The organism is Leptospira johnsonii, from assembly GCF_003112675.1.
GTDB lineage: Bacteria > Spirochaetota > Leptospiria > Leptospirales > Leptospiraceae > Leptospira_B > Leptospira_B johnsonii.
In genome coordinates, this window is the sequence record NZ_BFAY01000011.1 from 279,844 (window position 1) to 300,367 (window position 20,524).

Here is a 20,524-nt window from a genome sequence, read left to right on the forward strand (position 1 = left end):
AGAGGGCAAAATGAATTCAGTCCAACACGATGTTGCAGGCAAAAAATTCCTGATCCTACAAGACGGAAGAGAAGCTCATTTGGTTTATAGGGAGATAGGCGCCCATGTGTGGGACCTATATCATACTTTTGTTCCCACCGATTTTAGAGGGAAAGGGATCGCCTCCCTTCTCGCGGAAGCGGCTCTCAAAACCGCTAGAGCAGAAACAAAGAAAGTTATCCCAAACTGTTCCTTTGTGCAAACTTATCTAAAAAGACATCCTGAATATTCGGACCTGGTAATTATGGAATGATCCATCATATAGCGATTTCCACCCAAGATCCGGAAACATTAAAAAAATTTTATATAACCATCCCAGGTCTATCATTCGAAAAGGATCATTTTTACCAAGACGGCAAACTCAGATCCTCCTGGTTCTTAGCGGGAACAACTCGAATCATGATAGAAAAGGAAGAAGTATTCAAGGCGCCGTACGCACTGATCTTCTCCGCTACAAAAAAGGAAGAAAGAGTCGAGATAGATTCCTTATTCGGAAATTCCTTTATAGAAAAGACAGATTATACAAAATACTTTAAGGATCCGGATGGAAATCGGTTAGGCTTTAGTTCTTATCCGGAACTCTGGGACTAAGTTGTTGTTAACGCCTTGGCGGCAATATAAGAAGTAGTCCATGCGTTTTGAAAATTGAATCCGCCCGTAATCCCGTCTATATCCAAAACTTCTCCCGCAAAATAGAGTCCTGGATGTAACCTACTTTCCATTTTGGAAAAATCCACTTCTTTGCGACGAATTCCTCCGCAAGTTACGAATTCATCTTTGAAAACTCCCTTGCCGGAAACTTTAAAAACGGTCCTTTTTAAGATCTCTTCGGCTTGGTGTAATTCTTTGGAAGAAATTTCGGACCATCTTTTTTCAGAGCCGCAGGACTTCTCCCAAACCCTTTCCCAAAATCTAGAAGGAAGATCGAATTCGGAACGACTCCCCGGTTTTTTGGAAGGACTATCCTTTTTCTTTTCCAAAAATATTTCTCTCAATTCTTGTCTGGAGAGACTAGGCACCCAATCTACAAGTAGCTCTGCTTTATAATCTGTATCGAATAATTCACGAGCGGCCCAGGCAGAAAGTTTTAAAACCGCAGGACCACTTAATCCCCAGTGAGTAAAAAGAACTGGGCCTCTTTGTTTAAATTTAGAATTTTTGAATATGATCTCTACATCCTGGACTGTCAATCCTTGGAATCCATCCAGCAATGGATCCGAGATCTCGAATGTAAATAAAGAAGGGACCGGAGATTCTATAGTATGGCCCATATTTTCCAGCCATCCCCATACTTTACGAGAGGATCCGCTAGCTACCAGGATGAAATCGAAATATTCTTCCCCTTCTTCCGTTTGTATCCTAAATCTTTTACCTTTCGGGTCCTCATTTTTATAAATTCCTAATATAGCAATTTTAGTTCGTATCTTGACCCCGGATTTTTTTGCTTCTTCCAACAAACAGTTGATGATGGTCTCGGAATTGTCGGTGATTGGGAACATTCGACCGTCGTTTTCCGTTTTTAATTTCACTCCCCTGGTTTCGAAAAACCGGATCGTGTCCTTGGGTTGAAAGATCTGGAAGGCTCTTTTGAGTTCCTTTTCTCCTCTTGGATAACGTTTGGACAATTCTTCCGGATCAAAACAAGAATGAGTGACATTACATCTTCCTCCTCCGGAAATTTTTACTTTGGATAATACGTTAGGAGATTTTTCGTACAGCTGCACCGAAATTCTTCCTTCCGAAAGAATTCTAGTCTGGATGGCTCCGAAAAAACCGGCGGCTCCGCCGCCGATCACTGCTAATTTTTTGGTTTGGGTTTCTTCCATGAATGGGGAATTATATTGTCCCCATTTTTCCTGCGGAATAATCCTCGAAGGCCTGCTGTATTTCTTGAGGAGTGCTCATCACAAAAGGACCATAACGTGCCACTGGCTCGTTCAGAGGTTGTCCTCCCAAGATCAATATTTCCTGGGCAAAATTTTCAGGGGCTCTGAGGCCTATGCTACCTTCTCCCCCTTGGTAAAATACAGTTTCGCCCTCTACCAGATCGTGTTCGGCATCCGTATCGATTACAGTGCCTCCGCCGACGAAAGGATATACAAGAATATTATAATCTTTTGGCACAGGCACTTCTGCATACGAACCTGGAGAAAGTTTCAAATGGAAGAATACGATCGGGGTTTGAGTTTGGATCACCGCATTGGTTCCCCAAAGTTCTCCTGCGATTACCTTAGCCCATACTCCGTCTTTTTCTGCCACCGGAAGCTCGGAAGAATCCACTTCCTGGTATTTTGGGGAAATAAGTTTTTTATCCCTTGGGAGATTGACCCAGATCTGGAATCCATGCATCCTTCCACCTCTAGACTGAAAATCAGCCGAAGGAAGTTCCGAATGTACAAGACCGGCACCTGCAGTCATCCATTGGATCCCACCTTCTTTTAACTTCCCCGCATGTCCCCAGGAATCTTTGTGTTCCATTTCTCCGGACAAAAGATATGTAACGGTCTCGAAGCCTCTATGAGGATGATCGGGAGCTCCTATTGCTTTTCCTGGTTCATAAACGACCGGTCCCATTTCATCCAAAAGTAAAAACGGGTCCCAATAAGAAAATTGCGGAACTGGGAAGGGTCTCCTGACTGGAAATCCTCCACCTTCGATAGTTTTTTCGGCGATTCTTGTTCCGGTTATTCGTCTAAAACCCATATTTCCTCTCTATATTACATTGGACTCGAAAAAGGATCCTGAGGGAATTCTTTTTAAAGAAAGAGAGAAGTTTCCATGGCGACGACTACTATTGCTTTTACTGTGCCGATCTCTTTGAGCAGAGCGTTCGATTACGTTTCTAATTTCGAACGTTTGCAGGACTGGTCTGGAAATATTCTCTCCTTTAAGAAAAATGAAAGTACTCCCGGCTTTCAAGTGAAAACTAAAATTTTGTTTTTCGCATGTACGTTCGAATATCAAATTTTAGAATCCAAGTATCCGAGTAGATTAGTGCTCCGGATCAAAAGTAGATTTTCAGATCAGACTGAGACCTTCTCATTTTATCCGGACCCAAAAGGTTCCGATACGGATACTAAAATCCTTTTTACAAGTCAGATGGAATTGTCCGGATTTTTTAAGATCTTTCGGTTATGGATCTTTTCCAAGGCGTTCGAAAAAACCAGAAAAGACATCCGAAAACTACAAGAGATCCTTTCTCATGGTAAAACCTTAGGAATTCGTAATTTTCAGGTGATACATGATTAACCCTGAAAATAATTTACTAAGCTGATAAATCCTTGTGTTTTTGCTTTCAAAAAAGGAGAATATCCCCCATTATTTTTTAGTCTCAAATAATATCGTATTTCATTATGGAAAACCTTCCTTATAGCGTCGCCCCCCTACCCGAAAACGAAAATGAAAGGGTAAAGGCACTAAAACGTTATAAAATCCTAGATACTCCTCCTGAAGAAAAATACGACGGTATCGTTAAGGCTGCCTCCCTAATTTGCGGAACACCAATTGCATTGATCTCGCTGATCGATTCGGAAAGGCAATGGTTTAAGGCCAGAATGGGTTTAAACGATCAGGAAACTCCTAGGCAAGATTCTTTTTGCCAATTTGCGCTCTCCGAGAACAAGACCTTGATCGTAGAAGATGCCCAATTAGATCCAAGGTTCAAACAAAATCCTTTCGTATTGAATGATCTGAACATTAGATTTTATGCAGGTGCTCCATTAAGAACTCCTGACGGTTACGTTTTAGGCACATTATGTGTATTAGATACTCAACCCAAAAAGGTATCCGAAGCAGAGATACAAGCTTTGGAAGCACTGGCAAATTCGGTAGTTTCCTTTATGGAGTTAGATGCTAAATCTCAATCTCTGATCCAACTACAAGCCGTAGCGCTAGAATTACAAAAAGCTAAAGAACAGTTCTTTATCAATATGAACCATGAACTTAGGACCCCTGTGCATGGTATATTAGGAATGGTGGATTTATTACATCAAACGAACAATTCGGAACTTCAAAGAGAATATCTGGATTCCTTAACAGAAAGTTCAGAACATCTGATTCGTTTGATCAACGATGTGATCGATTTTAGTAAGGCTGAATCAGGCTCTTTACATTTCAGTTTTAAAGAATTCGATATGATCTCCCTTCTGGAAAAATATTCTGAAGAAGCCTCCGACAAAGCGTTCAAGAAAGGATTGGCATTTAAAACGATCCTCCCTCCAGCAAGAGAACGTATCGATGTAAAATCGGATTCTATACGAGTAAGACAAGTTCTTGTTAATTTAGTTTCTAACGCTCTGAAGTTCACCGAAAAAGGTGGGATCACAGTAGAATTGGAATTAGGACACGAAACCGAAACGGATGTAACTCTTTCGTTGAGCGTAAAAGATACAGGCATAGGAATCGAAGCAAAAAGGATCCCCACTTTATTCGAAGCATTCTCACAAACTGATCTTTCCACTTCTAGGAAATATGGTGGAACAGGCCTAGGACTTTCTATCTGTAAACGGATCTGCGAAGCTTTAGATTGGAATATATTTGTAGAAAGTGAAACAGGAAAAGGTTCTAGATTCGTCTTAGAAATGGTCCTTCCAAAAGCAGTCGTCTCAGATAAAGTTAAAATTGTCGAATCTAAGAATCGGATCAATTTCGATTTCTCCGAACATAAAGACCTCAAGATACTTGTAGCCGAAGATAATCCGGTAAACCAAAGATTGATCCAAAAGATGTTGGAAAAATTGGGACTAAGTTGCGCTGTCGTTTCGAACGGAATAGACGCCTTGGCATATTGGGAGGAGACGGATGTTGTAGATCTTCTTCTTTTAGATATACAAATGCCCGAATTGAGCGGATTAGAGACCGCAAGGATCTTAAAAAAGAAACCAAGTATGAAAAAGGTTCCTTGGATCATTGCAGTCACCGCCCATGACAGCCCGGAAGACAGAAAAGCTTGCGAAGAGGCCGGCATGGACGATTATTTAGGAAAACCTTTCCGAATGGAAGATCTGGGAGAAAAGATCCAAGAGTTTTTGAAAGATTTCCCTTCCTCCATTGCTTCCTAAACCTATATTAGAAAATTAGAAAGCATTTTCCTTCCTCCTTCTGTAGCGAAAGACTCCGGATGGAATTGTACACCTTCCATTCGTTTCTCCTTATGACGGATCCCCATTAGTTCTACGCCTGCATAGGCAGTCCTTTCCCATTCTTGTCCGAGGGATTTTTCATCCACGACTAAAGAATGATATCTCATCACTTTTAGGTCGGAAGGAAGATCCTTAAACACTCCTTTTCCGTCCGTTTTGATCTCGGAAATTTTTCCGTGCATAGGATATTCTGCTTTTATAATATTCGCTCCTGCAAAATAAGCTATACCTTGCATTCCAAGACAAACTCCTAAGATCGGAATGTTTCCCCCTAGCTGTTTTAGGATTTCCATAGAACAACCGAAATATTCTGGCTCTTCCGGCGTTCCAGGTCCGGGAGAAAGTAGAATTCTATCGTATCTTGCCTTTAGAACCTTGGAAACATCCGTTTCATTCTGACGTATCACATCCAATCTGAATCTATAGGGAAACTCTTCCTCTAAAATTTCTCCCACAAGTTGGAATAGATTATAGGAAAAAGAATCATGATGATCTACTAATAGAACTTTCATTGGATTGCCTCCATCGCGTTCAAGACTGCTCCCAATTTATGGCCGATCTCTTCGTATTCTGCATCCGGATCGGAATCCATCACGATCCCTCCGGAAGCTCGGATTACGGCCTCTTCTTCTTTTCTGAAATAACTTCGGATCGGAATACAAAAGGAACAATTACCATCGAAGCCGAATCTTCCTACTGCTCCTCCATAGGGCCCCCTCGGATCGTTTTCTATCCTATGGATGATCTTCATGGATTCTACTTTAGGAGCGCCACTTAACGTTCCTGTTGGAAAAGAAGAGGCTAATCCGGAAAACATATCCTGGCCGACTCTTAGAATTCCAGAAACTTCAGTAGATAGATGTTGAACATGACTAAACCTTTTGAGAGCGAAAGAATCTCTTACTTTCACGGTTCCGAATTTGGAAACTCTTCCCAGATCATTTCTATGCAGATCTACGAGCATATTATGTTCTGCGATCTCTTTCGGATCGGAAAGAAGTTGTAGCGCAAATTTTTGGTCTTCTTCTTCGTTTGTTCCTCTTCGGATGGTCCCTGCCAAAGGAAAACTTTCAGCAAGTCCGTCTTTTAATCTAAATAAAAGTTCGGGACTCGCTCCCAAATGAACTTCTCCAGGAAAGCTCATGAAGAACATAAAAGGAGAAGGATTTATTTTTCGGACCGATTTGTATAATTCGAAGTCGCCTCTTTTTCTGGAGTCTACAGTTTCGTCCTCTCCTACTAAAAATGTTTTTCGAAAGCCTACTTGGCATTGAAATGTATTTCCTTTTCGAATCTCTTCTAAAACTTCTTCTACCATTGATCTATGTTCTTCTTTCGTTTTAGAAAAACCTAAATCTATCGCCTGAAACTTTCCTTTGCCTGGGGTTTTCTTATTAAGGACTTCTTCGAACAAATTGTACCTATCTGTTCCGTAATGAAAATATTTGGATTCCCCTGTTCTTCTATCCAACAGGATCCCATCTTCCATCCAAGCAAAACAGAACTTCGGGAATTTAGGATGTTCTTTCAGAAGCAGGCTGGGTTCCATATCGTTTGCAGCCTCATAGGAAAGATAACCGTAGAGACCTCCTCCTCCGGATTCAGTACATTCTAAGAAAGATTTTCTAGGAGGGAAAATTTCGGAGAATAGCCGGTATGGATTTCCTCTCGCGATCTCTTTTCCGTCGCATTCTAATCTATCTCCTTTTGCTTGAAATACTCTCTTAGGAAATCCTGAAATAAAACTGTATCTGGAATTATCCGATTCAGGTCCCAAACTTTCGAATAGGAATGCCACCCCCGTTTCTTCCAGTAGTTTTTGGAAATATTCCAAGACGCCTTCTTCCTTTAAGGGGAAGGGTCGGACAATCGGCCTTGGAAAAAGCGAATTTGCTTCTTTTCTGATATTTTGTATCTCTATGGACATAGTCGTCTCCTTAATATTGGGCCCAGCGGGCCCTGTAACATATTAGAAAAAAGGAATATTAAGGTATGACTAGGCCCGGGCGGGCCACCAAAGGAACCCGTTTAGAATTGAAAACTGTCTTTGAACGGGGGTTTTCAACCTAAGAGCATCTCCAAATTACTTTTTCCGGGAGGAACCATAGGAAGAACTTGGAGATCCGGATCGATCGGAACAACAATGAGTCCAGGTCCCTTCTCTTTTAGGAAATTCTCCAGATCTTCTGAATTTTTTCCAGATTCTCCCAGATCTAAGCTAGGAATTCCGAAAGCGTTTGCAATTTTAGAAAATTTAGAATGAGAAGGATAAGAACTTCCATTGTACCTGCTTCCATAAAACAGATTCTGTTGCTGACGGACCAATCCCAGATTCCGATTATCGAATATTATAATTTTAAGATCTGATTGTAGTTCACTTAAAGTGTCCAATTCCTGGATATTCATCAAAATAGATCCATCTCCGGAAAAACAAACGATCTTTGAATTTGGATCCGCAAGAGAAGCCCCGATTGCTGCAGGCAAACCAAATCCCATAGTGCCAAGTCCCCCTGAAGTCAAAAAGGTCCCACTTTTTTGGAATGGATAATATTGAGCCACCCACATCTGGTGCTGGCCAACATCTGTGCTAATCCTTGCATTCGGTCCTAAAAATTTTGCAACGGACAAAATGATATCCTGAGGAGAAAAACCTTTAGGAGCGGAAACTGAACTTAAAGGATATAGTTCTTTATAAGAACGGATCTGCTCTCTCCATTCTCCTCTTTTATGAATAGGGAACTCTCCCATATTTTCCAAAAAGTATCTTAGATCAGAACAGAATCCGAAATCAGGTCTTCTTAATTTTCCGATTTCCTTATAATCGATATCCACATGGATCACTTTTGCTTTCGGACAGAATGTCTCCAATTTTCCAGTGGCCCTATCGTCAAAACGAACTCCGAATGCCAGAAGAAGATCAGACTCGGACAATAAACGATTTGTATAAGGAGCTCCGTGCATTCCGAGCATTCCCAAAGATAACTCGTGTGTTTGGGAAAAAGAATCCAAACCCATCAAAGTACAAACTACCGGTATATCCTGAGCCTCTGCTAATTGGAGGATTAGATCTTCCGCGCCTGAACCTCTCACTCCTCCACCTATATACAAAACAGGTTTTTTAGAATTTTCTAATAAAGAATAAAATCTAAGCCTATCCGCTTCCGAGATAAAAATCTTAGGTGGATTTTTTTCTTCTCCGGAACTCCAGATAGATTCTATCTGGGACATGGAAAGCGAAATAGGAGAAGCTTGTATATCTTTGGGCACATCTATCCAAACTGGGCCTGGTCTGGGTCCTTCTGCAATTTGGAAAGCTTCCGGCAAGACACGAATGAGTTCGGATACGGAACGAACCAAATACGTTTTTTTAGTAATGGGTAAGGAAAGCCCGTAAGTATCTATTTCTTGGAAAGCATCCGTTCCAATAAGTGATAGAGGCACTTGACCAGTAATAGCAACTAACGGAATAGAATCCGATTTTGCATCCGCTACTGCAGTGATTAAATTTGTAACTCCTGGACCGGAGGAAGCGAGACAAACTGCGGGTTTTTTAGTGACTCTGGCTTCCCCCTGAGCCATAAATCCTCCACCCTGTTCATGTCTTGCGAGAATATGACGTATTCCACTATTATGAAGCGCATCGTATAACGGCAGATTGGCGCCGCCAGGGATCCCATATACGTTTTGGATCCTTCTTCTTTTTAAATAAGCTACGATCAGTTCGGCCCCGTTTTGAGGAACCTTATCTTCTCTAAGCCAGGCCTTGTTTTTTTCTGTAATCGTTTCCATTTTTGCCTCACATAGTGTAGAAATAAAAAAAGCCCCCCTCGGCTTTACGCCGAGAGGGGCTTTTCGAAGATTGCTGCCTACGAAAGAACCCTAGGGCGTAAAGGGTAACCAGGGTAGCGTGACCACTACCACCATCCAGAGGACGACCCAAAGGGTTTGGTTAGACTGTAGACCTATATTCTTCATTACGTAGAAAATGACGGATAAACCGCTTAAGATATTCACGATTTACTTATAAAAATTTGCAAGAACTTTTTGATGTCTTGCCTTAGTCCGAAAAGGAAGACAAAGAAGCGGATTTTCGTTGCTCAAATCCGCTTTCAACGTATCATCCCATCTCAAGGAAACAAAAATGACAAGCGTCACTCTTAAAGGTAACCCAGTTCAACTCGAAGGAAAATTATTAGAAGTAGGAGCAAAGGCTCCCGATTTTAACGGAACGGCAAAAGACTTAAGTACCAAGTCACTCAAAGATTATAATGGAAAAGTGAAAATCTTAGTTTCAGTCCCAAGCTTAGATACATCTGTATGCGCCATGGAAACTAAAAAGTTCCACGAAAGAGCGACAAAGCTGGACGGGATCGTAACTCTAGTTGTCTCCGGAGATCTTCCTTTTGCAATGAATCGTTTTTGCACTATGGAAGGATTGGATTCTCCGAATCTGATCACACTTTCTCAATTCAGGGATTTCTCTTTTTCTAAAGCTTACGGGACTCATATCGCGGATGGAGGTTTGAAGGGACTTTCTGCAAGAGCGGTGTTCGTTGTCGATAAGAATGATACGGTCCAGTACGTGGAATTAGTTCCTGAGATCGCAAGCGAGCCGAATTACGAAGCAGCGATCGGAGCCGCAAAAAAATTAGTTTAATGAAACATTCTATTTAAAAAGAATGTTTTCATGCAGAAATGGACGGGTTTAGGAAGAAAGTTAAAAAAAATCTTAAACCTAGCCCTACTTCTGCTCCTTGTATTCCAATTCAACAATTGTGATAAAGCCCCTTCTTCCGATCCTGAAAAATTAATATCTTATTTGGCAAAACCTTCTCTTGCACTGTACGGGGACAGCATTGTAGCTTCCTGGCCTGTAGAAGAACAACTTTCCGACTTTAACGTAGTCAAGTTCGCTTTTCCGGGCATAGACACTAGCGAAATTCTCTCTTCGGTACAGAATGATAAAAATCGCTATAATGCCTGCCTGTATGAAGGAGGGATTAACGATTTTTTAGGGAATTATTCACCCACCCAAAGCCAAGTAGATGCAACTATAAACAGACAGATCCAAAGTATACAGATTCTTTTAACAAGATGTGAGCATGTAGTTGCATTAAATCTTTGGAATATTGAATTTCCTTGGCCTACACTCGCGGTCGCAATGATCACTGCGGAAATGAAAGAAAGAATTAATTTTGTTCCAAGAATAGATACGGAACTATTGATCCAAGAAGATATGCTGACCGATGGGAATCATCCCAACAAAAACGGATATTATATTCTGTCCAAAGCTGTACAAGCGCAGTTAGAACCGCTCTTCCCGATCTTGTATCTATACGAATAAGGCCATAATAATGAAAAGAAAAAATTTTATAGCCTGGCTTTTCGTATATTCTGTTTTCATAATTCCCCTTCTATCCGCACCGGGCAATGAGGAAAGACCAGTTCACCCGAACATCAACCAGGAATTAGCGATATATAATAAAGTTTATGTTTCCGGAACGGCCACCGACAGAACTCCCAGGCAAGAAGATGGATATGAAAGAGATAGAAAGCTCTCTGCATACGGGGAAATGAAACTCACGGATTCATTCTCAGTCACAGCAAGTTACGGCTATATAGATCACTATTCCACAACCAGAAAAATTTGGAGCGGTTGGGATAGATGGGCGGTAGGTGCAAAATATTTTGTAAAAACAGACTTTGCATCCTTCGGAGGCGGGGTCCAATTTTTCGGACCTTCTGTTTCACAACCCAGAGAAGCGGATATCAATCCGGATCTATTTTTGATCCGGGCCTATTTCGGAGGACTCAAAAGATTCGGCGCATTCTCCATGCAAGGAACTGTAAACTTTGAATCAGAAACCAATTCATCCGGAAAAGAAACCACCGAAGAGAACTTTAAAAGATTCTTATATTCCGGGTTCACTCTTTCTTATAATCTACCTTCCAAAACGAATCTGCTTTTGGAATTCAGTCATAGGACAACCGTTTCGAATACGATCACGCCATACTCGGATTATTTTGTGATCGCTCCTGGGGTCCAATATCTCACCAACCAAAATGGATACCTGACCTTTTCCTTGATGTTGCAAACAAGGACCGATTCGAATATTGACCGCGGATTTAAAATAGGATATTTATATTTTTTCGGAGACTAAAAACCTCGTCGCTCAAATCCAAATCATAAGATTGCTGGACAAACCAAAAGTTTTACTCAAAACTATACGAATGGAAAAGATCTTAGGCTTAATCACAGGTTCCGTTCTATTCTTCTTATCTGCATTACATGTCTTTTGGGCATTCGGTGGCAAATTAGAATCGGTCACTGTCATTCCGGAAACTAATGGAAAACCCACATTTGTTCCAGGCATAGGACTAACCTTACTTGTAGCACTCGCGCTTTTTGGATTCGGTGCCGTGGCTCTTTGGTCCTCCGGAAATATCTTTTATCCAAACAAAACAAGCTCTATCTTCTCCCTGTTGATCGCTCTCATCTTTTTAGGAAGAGCGATCGGAGATTTTCGACTAGTAGGCTACTTTAAAAAAATCAAAAACACCAAATTTGCAAAATACGATTATTTACTTTATTCGCCTGTTTGTATCCTTTTGGGATCATCTTATTTATATTTAGGCTGGAGAAGTTTTTAATCCTATACTTTGTTTTTCCAACCAATAAATAATTTGATATAAAACAATAATTTCCCCTTTTCTAATTCCTTTTCTTCTCGAGTATAGAAAGAATAGGAGCAAGATATGCAAATCTCTAAATCATTCTTTTATGAAATCCCGGTCCTCTGGAGCCAATGCGATCCAAATGGTCATTTGAATGTAGGAAACTTTCAAGTATTCCTTCATGAAGGAAGAATGGTTGCCCTAGAAGAAGCGGGCCTTTCCTTCTCTCAAATGAAATCCGAGAATATAGGCCCGATGATCCTAAGAGGAGAAACAGATTATAAGGCAGAAATTCGTTATCCGGATACTGCTATAATAGAATCTCAGTTTGGAGAGATCTCAGGCTCGAGATGCAAGGTATTTCAAAAATTGATCCGAAAATCCGACGGTAAAGTTTCCTGCGAATCTATCTCTCATTGTATCATGTTTGATTTCGGTAAGAAAAGACCTTGGAAGTATACGGACAAATTCCTGGAAGGATTAGGACTTTTGGAACTTTCGAAATAAAAAAGCCCTCCGAAGAGGGCTTCCAAGATCGAAGAAAGTAGAGGAAATCCTTACACGAAGAATTTCTTAGTGAATTGAAGCATTTTATCCACGAATCCATTGTAAGGCGGATATAACATTTCAATCGAAGAGAATGGAGCTTGTTTGAATACGGACTTCTCGTGAGAGAATGTTCTGAATCCCCACCAGCCATGGTAACTTCCGTGTCCGGAATGGTTGATCCCTCCGAACGGTAGATTCGGGTTAGCCAAGTGTACGATAACGTCATTCACCGCGGCTCCTCCGGAGGATGTTTCCTTGAGAACCTTGTTGATATGTTTGTTATTGCTTCCGAACACATAGAGTGCGAGTGGTTTCGGTTTAGAAAGTACCTTCTCCACTGCTTCATCCAAGTTTTTGTAAGTTAGGATAGGGAGCACCGGTCCGAAGATCTCATCTTCCATGATCCTTGCGTTTTCAGGTACATTAGAGATAAGTGTTGGTTCTATATAGTTTTGAGAAGAATCTGTTTCTCCTCCCATTACTACCTTTCCACCTTTTTCTACGGCTTCGTGGATATAACCGGAAACTCTTTGGAAGTTTCTTTGGTTCACTAAACGACAGAAGTCTTTATTGTTCTTGATATCTGCAGAAGTTTCTCCGTAGAAAGATTTCACCGCAGCCTTCGCTTGTTTTACGAATTCTTCAGTCTGTCCTTCTGGAAGTAGTAGATAGTCGGGCGCCACACAGGTTTGGCCCGCGTTCATGATCTTTCCCCATACCAGTTTTTGAGCCGCCTTTTTCAGGTTTGCTCCTGGTACGATGATGGCAGGAGATTTTCCACCCAATTCTAGGGTAACTGTGGAAAGATTTTTTGCCGCCGCAGCCATTACGATCTTTCCTACATGTGTACTTCCAGTGAAGAAGATATGATCGAATGGAAGCTCCATTAAAGCCGTGGAAACCGTATGATCTCCTTCGAATACTGCAACTTCTCCCTCTTGGAAGGTTTCTTTTACTAGTTTAGTAAGTAGTTTAGAAGTTTCAGGTGTGAACTCGGAAGGTTTGATGATCGCGGTGTTTCCTGCTGCAAGAGCCGCAGTCAACGGTGCGATTGCGAGATAGAACGGATAGTTCCAAGGAGAAATGATCAGAGTCACTCCCTTTGGTTCGTAAGAAATGGAACTTCTTGCTCCGAAGAGTGAAACTGGAGTTTTTACTCTTTCCGGTTTCATCCAAGTTTTTACATGTCGAATCGCGTCTTTTAATTCCGCGATAGAAGGCATGATCTCAGTAAGATCCGTTTCGTGAGGAGCTTTTCTAAAATCATTTTGTAAGGCTTGCTTGATCTCTGGGGTAAGTCTTTCCACTGCCGCCAGTAATTTTTTCAATAATACGACTCGATCCTTTGCCTTGGAAACTTTCAGAACCTTATGAAAATGACGTTTTTGAACATCGAATACTCTTTGCATCTCCTTAGGGTTCGGAGCAGGAAAAGAAGCCGTTCCGCTGGAAGCGGAAGAGACTGAGCTCGCCGGTTGTGTAGCTGTGCTGGACATTGAGGGGTCTCCTAAGTTCTAACATTCTTCCGGAAATCCGGACTGGTAGAGAACCAAGGTATAATTTCACCAAATTCAGGATTTTGACGCAACCTTTTTATTGAATGATCATTCCGTAACTTTTCGAGAAAAAGTCGCCTTCCTGGACCCAGGTCGCTTTTTATTCTACCCGTTATGATAAGATTTTTCCTACTCAATCAAGTGATAGCTTAGTCCAAAAGGACTATTTCCTAATGACGTTTTTGGAAATTTATTTCTGACAAGAATCGTAAGATAAATTTTTCACTCAGTTTTTTTTTCCAAGTTTGATCCGTATAATTCGCTTAGCGGAATCTTATTTTTAATTTATAAGTTTCGCTATTTCTTGACAGAGACTACTAACGTTTTTCAGAGTAACTTGATATGAGCCAAGGGAAAACCCTAGAACTTTTCCATCACAAAGACCAAGGTATATTCAGCAATCTGAAGGACCTGAATCATCCTATTTCGGAGAACACTCCGTTTCATTTTAAATTTTTCAATCTTACCGAGAGTGTGGACAGCATTCTCTCCAAGACATTGGATCGTTATCTTTTACATTTGGATATCATCTTCGTGAGGGATTCTGTTCTCGCGGCTATGAAAGAAACCATCACGAACACTATCAAAGCAAATATCAAGAGGATCTATTTTAGAGAACTCCAGGCGGATATCCAAAATCCTAGTGTATATCGCAGCAAGATCCTGGGCTTTAAACAAACATATCTGGATAATAAGGAGAAGTACGAAGATCTTCTTTTTAAGAACAATTACGTTGTCCTAGTATCGTTCATTCATAATAAGGACGCAATCCGCATCCGCGTGATGAATAATGTAAAACTCAGCCCGGAAGAAGTGGAACGTATCAACGTAAGGATCGAAAAAGCAAAAACTTATAACGATCTTGCAGAAGCATTTTTAGAAAAAGGGGACGAGACCGAAGGCGCTGGTCTTGGACTGATCATGACTCTAATGATGTTGAAAAACGACGGTTTAGGCGCAAGTTCCTATAAAGTAGAAAGCCAAGGCAATAATACTTCAGTTATAATCGATATTCCTATTCGGATCCAAAAAGAAAATGTTCAGATCCAAAAAGCAGAAGAGATCATCAAGGAAGTAGACCAACTTCCTACATTCCCTAAAGCGATCCAAGATATCCAATTAGCGATCGATAAACCGAATTCAAGTATCGGCCAGATCGCTGAGATGGTGAAGAAGGACGTAGCTCTTTCTGCAAACATTCTGAAATTATCCAACTCTGCAGCTTTTCGACGTGGAAACAAAGTAGAGTCATTGGACAGAGCCATCCAGCTCATCGGTTTGAAAGAGCTACAGGTTTTATTATATTCTCTCGGAACAAAACAGATCTTGGAGAATAAGTTCCCTGCCTTCTTAACGATCTGGGAAAAATCAAACCAATGTGCGTATTACTGTAAATTGATCGCTCAAAGATTGAATCTCCCTAAAGAAGCTATGAGCAATCTAATGTCAGCGGCGCTTCTTCATGATATAGGAGAGATCATTCTTCTTTCCTTGGAACAAGAACGTATGGGCAAGATCCAAAATTATTCCGCATCGAAAGAAATCGCGTCTTCTCTTTCTATGGAAGAAGCTGCATTCGGTATCACTCATACTAAGATCGGTGCATTGATCGCTGAAAAATGGAATTTCCCAGAGTTATATTCTAAAACGATGGAATACCATCATAGACCTCAATTGGCGGAAGAACAATACAAAGAGATCATCTTCCCTATTTATCTGGGAGATATGATGATCAAGATCAATAACGAAGAAGCTAAGTTCTCCGAGATCCCTGACGAAGTACTGAAACATTGTAAATTTTTCTCTTCCGGGGATTTCCATTCTTTCCGGACCAAAGCTTTAGAAAGTTTCCAAGCTACTCTTTAATTCGCCGGAATTCCGGCAATTAGCGATTTCTTTCGAACAAAGTACCAAAAATAGTATTAGCCGAAGGTTCCAGAAATCTAAACCTTCGGGTGTATTGCGTATTGGTCGGAGATAAGCATAATCATGACATCCGTACGGGTGCATATATGACAAAGAAAATCCTAATTTGCTTTTTAGCCTCTCTCAGTATCTCTTTCGCCTCCTGCACGTCTTCCAGCGATCCGAATTACGCATGGTTGATGAGTTTAGTAGCAGGATCCACTGCAGTGGAGGCTCCTTCCGGTCCTACTGATTTCGGGATCGATATCAATGACGAGACTGCTCCTGTAGATTTCGTATTCGATACCACCCGAACAATCACAGTAAACGTTCAAGTAATAGATCCTGTAGCTCCTGTAAACGGGTCCATGGTGCAGGTAACTGTACCTTCTGCCGTTCCTGGTGCTGCCAGTAATAAATCGGTATTCAAGGCTTATACAAATCCTAGCGGAGAAGTTACAGGTAGTTTTACTATAGATGGCGATACTAAAACGGTTCATCTCACTGTAGAAGCTTACGGTAAGTTTTACGAAGCGGATATTTCCATCGTGACTGTAAGCAAGGTGGACAGAAGGATCTCAATCAGCTTCACCGCGACGGGACAGCAGATCATCGATACCGATGGAGATGGCATACAGGATTTCGAGGATGTATTCCCGAACGATCCTACAAGAGTTAGTTCTATCCGGGTTCCTGCGGAAGATTATTACACCACATCGTATGAGGACTTATTTCCTAAACAAGGAGATGCGGACTTCAACGACTATGTGATCCGTTCTTATTTCGAAGAAGATCTGAACAAATTCGGCGAGGTAGTACGAGTGAGAGGTTATTTCACTCATGTCGCCAAAGGTGCCGGATATAATCATACTCTTCGCTTCGGATTGCCTGGAGCAAGTGTAACAAGTTATTCTCTTCTGCGGTATGCGGCAGACGGAACCACCTTGGAAGAAAACTTAAGTGGAACTCCAGCTTCGATTGCGGATCTGGAAATATTAGGAAATAGTTCTACTACAATTTCCAAATCAAACGCATCCAAAACGGACACAGTCTTCGTAAAAGGTAAAACTGCAAAACTGGAAGTTATCCTTTCCGCGCCAATTTCCAAACTGGTGTTAGGACCCGCTCCTTATGATACGTTCATAAGAGTGGTCAACACCGGCAAAGATATACACGCTGCAGGAAGGTATTTCGATGCAGAAGGAAAAGACATTTATAGAGATGCTACCGGCTTCCCTTGGGTGCTTCTTGTTCCTGGAAACTTCCAATGGCCTTACGAAGCTACGGACATACGTACTTCTTATCCTACTTTCAAAACCTGGTATGAATCTCTTGGAACCACCGATACGGATTGGTTCCGAACTCCGAATACTTCGGCAGTGTTTCCAGCTACGCCCTAATTTGGGACTCCTGAAAGAGTAAAAGCAACCTCCCCCTTCCCTCATTCGGCCGAGGGGAGGGGTTTTTTTCCTTTTCGATCCATAAGCCGGAGTATATCCTGAACTTTAAGTGGCTTCAGGACTCTCCAAACAAAAAGATAGCAAACAATCAGGCTCGTATTCCGGTAAGGAGCAGGCCTCTAATTTCCTATCCTTGGTAGAGGAGATCTCCCCTATCGTAGCTTTGGACGAAAACAATATAGTCCGATTTACAAACGCATCCTTTCGAAAAGAATTCAAACTTAGATTTGCAAGCCCCGTAGGAAAAAACCTATTCAATCTATTAAAATTGGATTCGAAAGAAGAAGCCAACCTGAGAGAAAATCTTCATAAAGCACTCAAAACAAAATTGCAAAACCAGGAATTCAAAAAAGGAAAGAAGTCCTACGGATATTCTATCTTTAAATTCAAAGACAGCCTGGGTATGATCTTAAAAGATATCACCGAGAATAAAAAGTTAGAAAAGAAGATCGCAACTCTCCACACACAAGTACTCGCTTCCCAAGAAGAAGAAAGATCCAGACTCGCAAGAGAACTTCATGACGGAGTGGGACAACTTATACTCGCGGCAAAATTACATTTCCAAGCTTACCAAAAATCCGAGAAGGAACATCCGGAATCTTTCGGCTCAGGGTTAGGACTCATCGATAAAGCAAGCCAAGAACTCCGTGAAATTTACACAAATTTGCAACCTTCTTCCTTAAAAGAACTTGGGCTGGAAGCTGCCTTAAGCTCTCTAGCGAACCAAATTTTTCCGATACAAAAAATTAAAGTAAAATCCGAGTTTAAGGTTCCCGAAAAAATTCCTCAGGAAATACAAAACCAAGTATTCAGAATATTACAGGAAATTTGCGCTAATATTCTAAAACATTCCCAAGCGAATAAAGTGGAGTTAAGGATCTTTTCCGAAAAAGATACTTTGGTAGTTTCTGCAAAAGATAACGGAAAAGGATTTAAAGAAAAAGAAGCCAGAATAAAGTCTACCGGATACGGATTGGAAAATATTCGGAGAAGAACCGAGGACCTGAACGGTACTCTTTTTTTAGAATCCGAACCTAATAAAGGTACTCAATACGTGCTTAGGATCCCGTTAAAAAAACGTTCCAAGGAGAAAGTATGAACGCCCAACCCTCCGTTTGCAAACTCTATCTTGTAGACGACCATGCCATCTTAAGAGAAGGTCTTAGACTGATCATTTCTGGACAAAACGATCTAGAAATCATCGGCGAAAATGGGAACGCTGAACAGGCGCTAGACGAGATCGGCAAATTAGAGCCTGATATTCTTATCACGGATATTTCCATGCCTGGAGTCAGCGGTATCGACCTTGTCAAAGGAGTCAAAAGATACTATCCCAAAGTTCAGGTCATCATTCTATCCAGACATGATAACGAAGAATACATCCAAAAACTGGTGGATCTAGGCATCAACGGTTACGTTCTAAAAGACGACGCGGGAGAAGATCTACTAAGAGCAATAGACGCTGTCCGCAGAAAGGAAACTTATCTAAGTCCAAGGATCGCGACTAGAGTTCTTTCAGGAATCGGCCGCAAAAAAACGGGAGAACTTCAGGAAGAAGGTCCATCCGTATTCTCAGTGCTTTCCGACAGAGAAAGACAGATCTTAAAATTGATCTCGGAAGGGAATTCCAACGAGAAAATAGGGAAACTTCTTCACATTTCTCCTGCCACCGTAAAAGTGCATAGAGCAAATATCATGAAGAAGTTGGACTTACACAAGGTGGCAGACCTTGTAGTCTATGCAATCCGCGCGGGCATCGTAGAAAGTTAGTTTCTAACGCAGAGTAAACCTTTAGGCTGATCGCATCCATCCGAGAAGCCTTGGTTGAAGCCTCCGATGGTATTATCACCAGGAGCTCCATATTCTCCAAAATCTGTAGGTGAAGAGCTTCCCCAGCTTTGGCATATATCCGTGCTAAGTCCAAAACTTGAGCTAATCCCTGTCCAATAATTCCCTGCCCCAGGAATTCCAGTCGCGCTATCCATTGGAAGCGTCGGAAGTCCAGAACCATCCGTATGAAAGATCAAAGTTTCGCTTGGAGACATTGCGTAATAATTCGTGCCTGGAAATAAGGGCCAACCGGCTCCGCCCGGAATCCTAGTAGAAGAAGCAATCAATGCAACGTATTCCAAAGGCGATCCAGGCAAATTAGGAACCTCCGCGGTTTTTGCACTTTGGCAAATCAGATCGGCTCCTGCAACCCCGCCTAAGTCTCCTGTATTGGGAGAAGTAGTAACGAACAGATAACGTGTTTTTCCGAGAAGTCCTAAAAGAATCAATTCATCTCCGCCAGGAAAAGGTTTGGAACAAGCGGAGCTGAAAAACCCGGAAAGAAGAATGAGCAAGGTAGAAATTCTAAGAGCCATAGTTCAAAAGCTCCTTGTATATTGGACTTCCCATCTATTCTGAGAGAATCCAGTATTTGCAAAAGTATTCAGATTTCCGCCTCTGTCAGGACTTACTTTGAATTGGACAGTATCTCCTTGCGGGAGTTTATTCTCTAACCAAAGAGAAAGTGCAACGCTTAAGATCGCCGCTCCTCCAATCAGAGCCTGGTTGCTCTGGTGCATTTCATATTCTTTCTTATCATTCTCTCTTGCCTGCCATAGATAAAGAGTAAAGGAAGAAGGTAGATTTAAACTTAAGATCCCGATATTCATCGGGTCGTTTAACGGCTTTGAGGCGAGAATATTCCCAGCTTCTCTTTCCGAATTTCCAAGATAGGCGAGAGCTCCGAACCAAGCCCAGATGCTGTAGGACTTCCAACGTTCTCCCTTGGAATAATATCCTGTTCCAGGGATCCAAACAAACTTAGAAGTTTTGATTCCTTTACTTGCCTCTTCTTTCTCAGCCATGGCAACCGCTTTCGGGCGGTCTTGCTCTACTTTAAAATTAGTCCAAGGAGTATAAGAAGAAGGTTTTCCGAATCTATTCAATGCAGCGATCCTGTATTCGTAGGTCCCTGCCTCTAAGGAGAATTCTATTTCGTTCTCAGAGACCTTCTTCTCCAAAAATAATTCTTGAGGAGGTTCTGCTTTTCGGACTTCTACTACGTAACCGCGGCTTCCTTTTACTTCTTTCCATTCTATATAATATACGAAGCTCTTTTTCTCTGCGAAAATTCCCAAAGACACGGAAAAGAATATTAGAATAAGCTGAAATAACAGAGCGAAAGTTTTTCCGCGGAACAAATGCATGC

Annotated in this window: 21 protein-coding genes; 13 read left to right on the forward strand and 8 right to left on the reverse strand. The window is 41.5% G+C overall.

All coding sequences use genetic code 11. The features are described 5' to 3' along the window. Positions 1-10 precede the first annotated feature (10 nt). The gene (locus LPTSP_RS10115; protein ID WP_108928668.1) at positions 11-292 is read left to right on the forward strand and encodes a GNAT family N-acetyltransferase; all 282 of its coding nucleotides are present in this window, start codon (positions 11-13) and stop codon (positions 290-292) included. Beyond that, positions 289-630 carry a VOC family protein gene (locus tag LPTSP_RS10120; RefSeq protein WP_108928669.1) on the forward strand — a complete coding sequence of 114 codons (342 nt, stop codon included), beginning with the start codon at positions 289-291 and terminating at the stop codon, positions 628-630. Before LPTSP_RS10115 ends, LPTSP_RS10120 begins: the two co-directional genes overlap by 4 nt. Here the strand turns inward: LPTSP_RS10120 and LPTSP_RS10125 are convergent. Together LPTSP_RS10125 and LPTSP_RS10130 are read right to left on the reverse strand one after the other, a co-directional pair. Then, positions 627-1,865 carry a BaiN/RdsA family NAD(P)/FAD-dependent oxidoreductase gene (locus tag LPTSP_RS10125; protein WP_108928670.1) on the reverse strand — a complete coding sequence of 413 codons (1,239 nt, stop codon included), beginning with the start codon at positions 1,863-1,865 and terminating at the stop codon, positions 627-629. The two genes, LPTSP_RS10120 and LPTSP_RS10125, sit on opposite strands and share 4 nt — an antisense overlap. 10 nt (positions 1,866-1,875) lie before the next feature. After that, positions 1,876-2,742 (reverse strand): pirin family protein, encoded by an 867-nt coding sequence (locus tag LPTSP_RS10130; RefSeq protein ID WP_108928671.1) that lies wholly within the window; start codon positions 2,740-2,742, stop codon positions 1,876-1,878. Between the two features lie 75 nt (positions 2,743-2,817). Here LPTSP_RS10130 and LPTSP_RS10135 point away from each other — a divergent pair, with 75 nt between their 5' ends. Next, complete coding sequence (locus tag LPTSP_RS10135) at positions 2,818-3,288, forward strand: LIC13081 family protein (protein ID WP_108928672.1); 471 nt, start codon at positions 2,818-2,820, stop codon at positions 3,286-3,288. Between the two features lie 104 nt (positions 3,289-3,392). Next, complete coding sequence (locus LPTSP_RS10140; RefSeq protein ID WP_108928673.1) at positions 3,393-5,099, forward strand: hybrid sensor histidine kinase/response regulator; 1,707 nt, start codon at positions 3,393-3,395, stop codon at positions 5,097-5,099. A gap of 2 nt (positions 5,100-5,101) precedes the next feature. On the opposite strand, the gene LPTSP_RS10145 is transcribed toward LPTSP_RS10140, so the two are convergent. The 3 genes from LPTSP_RS10145 to ilvB all read right to left on the reverse strand — a co-directional run bounded on the left by LPTSP_RS10145 (position 5,102) and on the right by ilvB (position 8,969). Continuing rightward, positions 5,102-5,692, reverse strand: coding sequence for an anthranilate synthase component II (locus LPTSP_RS10145; protein ID WP_108928674.1), 591 nt, complete (start codon positions 5,690-5,692; stop codon positions 5,102-5,104). Then, a complete protein-coding gene (locus LPTSP_RS10150; RefSeq protein ID WP_108928675.1) occupies positions 5,689-7,107 on the reverse strand; it encodes an anthranilate synthase component I family protein in 1,419 nt (472 codons plus the stop codon). The genes LPTSP_RS10145 and LPTSP_RS10150 overlap by 4 nt, the downstream gene beginning before the upstream one ends. A 134-nt stretch (positions 7,108-7,241) precedes the next feature. After that, positions 7,242-8,969, reverse strand: coding sequence for a biosynthetic-type acetolactate synthase large subunit (gene ilvB, locus LPTSP_RS10155; protein ID WP_108928676.1), 1,728 nt, complete (start codon positions 8,967-8,969; stop codon positions 7,242-7,244). Between the two features lie 352 nt (positions 8,970-9,321). Here ilvB and tpx point away from each other — a divergent pair, with 352 nt between their 5' ends. From tpx to LPTSP_RS10180, 5 genes are all read left to right on the forward strand, one after another. Next, positions 9,322-9,837 (forward strand): thiol peroxidase, encoded by a 516-nt coding sequence (gene tpx, locus LPTSP_RS10160; RefSeq protein ID WP_108928677.1) that lies wholly within the window; start codon positions 9,322-9,324, stop codon positions 9,835-9,837. Positions 9,838-9,867: 30 nt separating this feature from the next. Then, positions 9,868-10,524 (forward strand): SGNH/GDSL hydrolase family protein, encoded by a 657-nt coding sequence (locus tag LPTSP_RS10165; RefSeq protein ID WP_108928678.1) that lies wholly within the window; start codon positions 9,868-9,870, stop codon positions 10,522-10,524. Positions 10,525-10,534: 10 nt separating this feature from the next. Next, on the forward strand, positions 10,535-11,341 hold the full coding sequence (locus LPTSP_RS10170; protein WP_108928679.1) for a hypothetical protein: 807 nt from the start codon (positions 10,535-10,537) through the stop codon (positions 11,339-11,341). 70 nt (positions 11,342-11,411) lie between these two features. Then, positions 11,412-11,831: a DUF3995 domain-containing protein gene (locus tag LPTSP_RS10175; RefSeq protein ID WP_217350169.1), complete on the forward strand. Its 420-nt coding sequence runs from the start codon at positions 11,412-11,414 to the stop codon at positions 11,829-11,831. Between the two features lie 105 nt (positions 11,832-11,936). Further along, positions 11,937-12,362 (forward strand): acyl-CoA thioesterase, encoded by a 426-nt coding sequence (locus LPTSP_RS10180; RefSeq protein WP_108928681.1) that lies wholly within the window; start codon positions 11,937-11,939, stop codon positions 12,360-12,362. Positions 12,363-12,412: 50 nt separating this feature from the next. On the opposite strand, the gene LPTSP_RS10185 is transcribed toward LPTSP_RS10180, so the two are convergent. After that, positions 12,413-13,900 (reverse strand): aldehyde dehydrogenase family protein, encoded by a 1,488-nt coding sequence (locus tag LPTSP_RS10185; RefSeq protein WP_108928682.1) that lies wholly within the window; start codon positions 13,898-13,900, stop codon positions 12,413-12,415. 402 nt (positions 13,901-14,302) lie between these two features. Between LPTSP_RS10185 and LPTSP_RS10190 the strand changes: the two genes are divergently transcribed. The 4 genes from LPTSP_RS10190 (at position 14,303) to LPTSP_RS10205 (ending at position 19,095) form a co-directional block, all read left to right on the forward strand. Then, positions 14,303-15,826, forward strand: a complete 1,524-nt coding sequence (locus tag LPTSP_RS10190; RefSeq protein WP_108928683.1) for an HDOD domain-containing protein — start codon at positions 14,303-14,305, stop codon at positions 15,824-15,826. A gap of 146 nt (positions 15,827-15,972) precedes the next feature. After that, positions 15,973-17,265, forward strand: a complete 1,293-nt coding sequence (locus tag LPTSP_RS10195) for an LruC domain-containing protein (protein ID WP_108928684.1) — start codon at positions 15,973-15,975, stop codon at positions 17,263-17,265. A gap of 109 nt (positions 17,266-17,374) precedes the next feature. Continuing rightward, positions 17,375-18,424 (forward strand): sensor histidine kinase, encoded by a 1,050-nt coding sequence (locus tag LPTSP_RS10200; protein WP_108928685.1) that lies wholly within the window; start codon positions 17,375-17,377, stop codon positions 18,422-18,424. After that, positions 18,421-19,095 carry a response regulator gene (locus LPTSP_RS10205; RefSeq protein WP_008594648.1) on the forward strand — a complete coding sequence of 225 codons (675 nt, stop codon included), beginning with the start codon at positions 18,421-18,423 and terminating at the stop codon, positions 19,093-19,095. The genes LPTSP_RS10200 and LPTSP_RS10205 overlap by 4 nt, the downstream gene beginning before the upstream one ends. Here the strand turns inward: LPTSP_RS10205 and LPTSP_RS10210 are convergent. Next, a complete protein-coding gene (locus LPTSP_RS10210; protein ID WP_108928686.1) occupies positions 19,092-19,691 on the reverse strand; it encodes a DUF1554 domain-containing protein in 600 nt (199 codons plus the stop codon). The genes LPTSP_RS10205 and LPTSP_RS10210 overlap by 4 nt on opposite strands. Positions 19,692-19,694: 3 nt before the next feature. Beyond that, complete coding sequence (locus LPTSP_RS10215) at positions 19,695-20,522, reverse strand: fibronectin type III domain-containing protein (RefSeq protein WP_108928687.1); 828 nt, start codon at positions 20,520-20,522, stop codon at positions 19,695-19,697. Between the last annotated feature and the right edge of the window lie 2 nt (positions 20,523-20,524).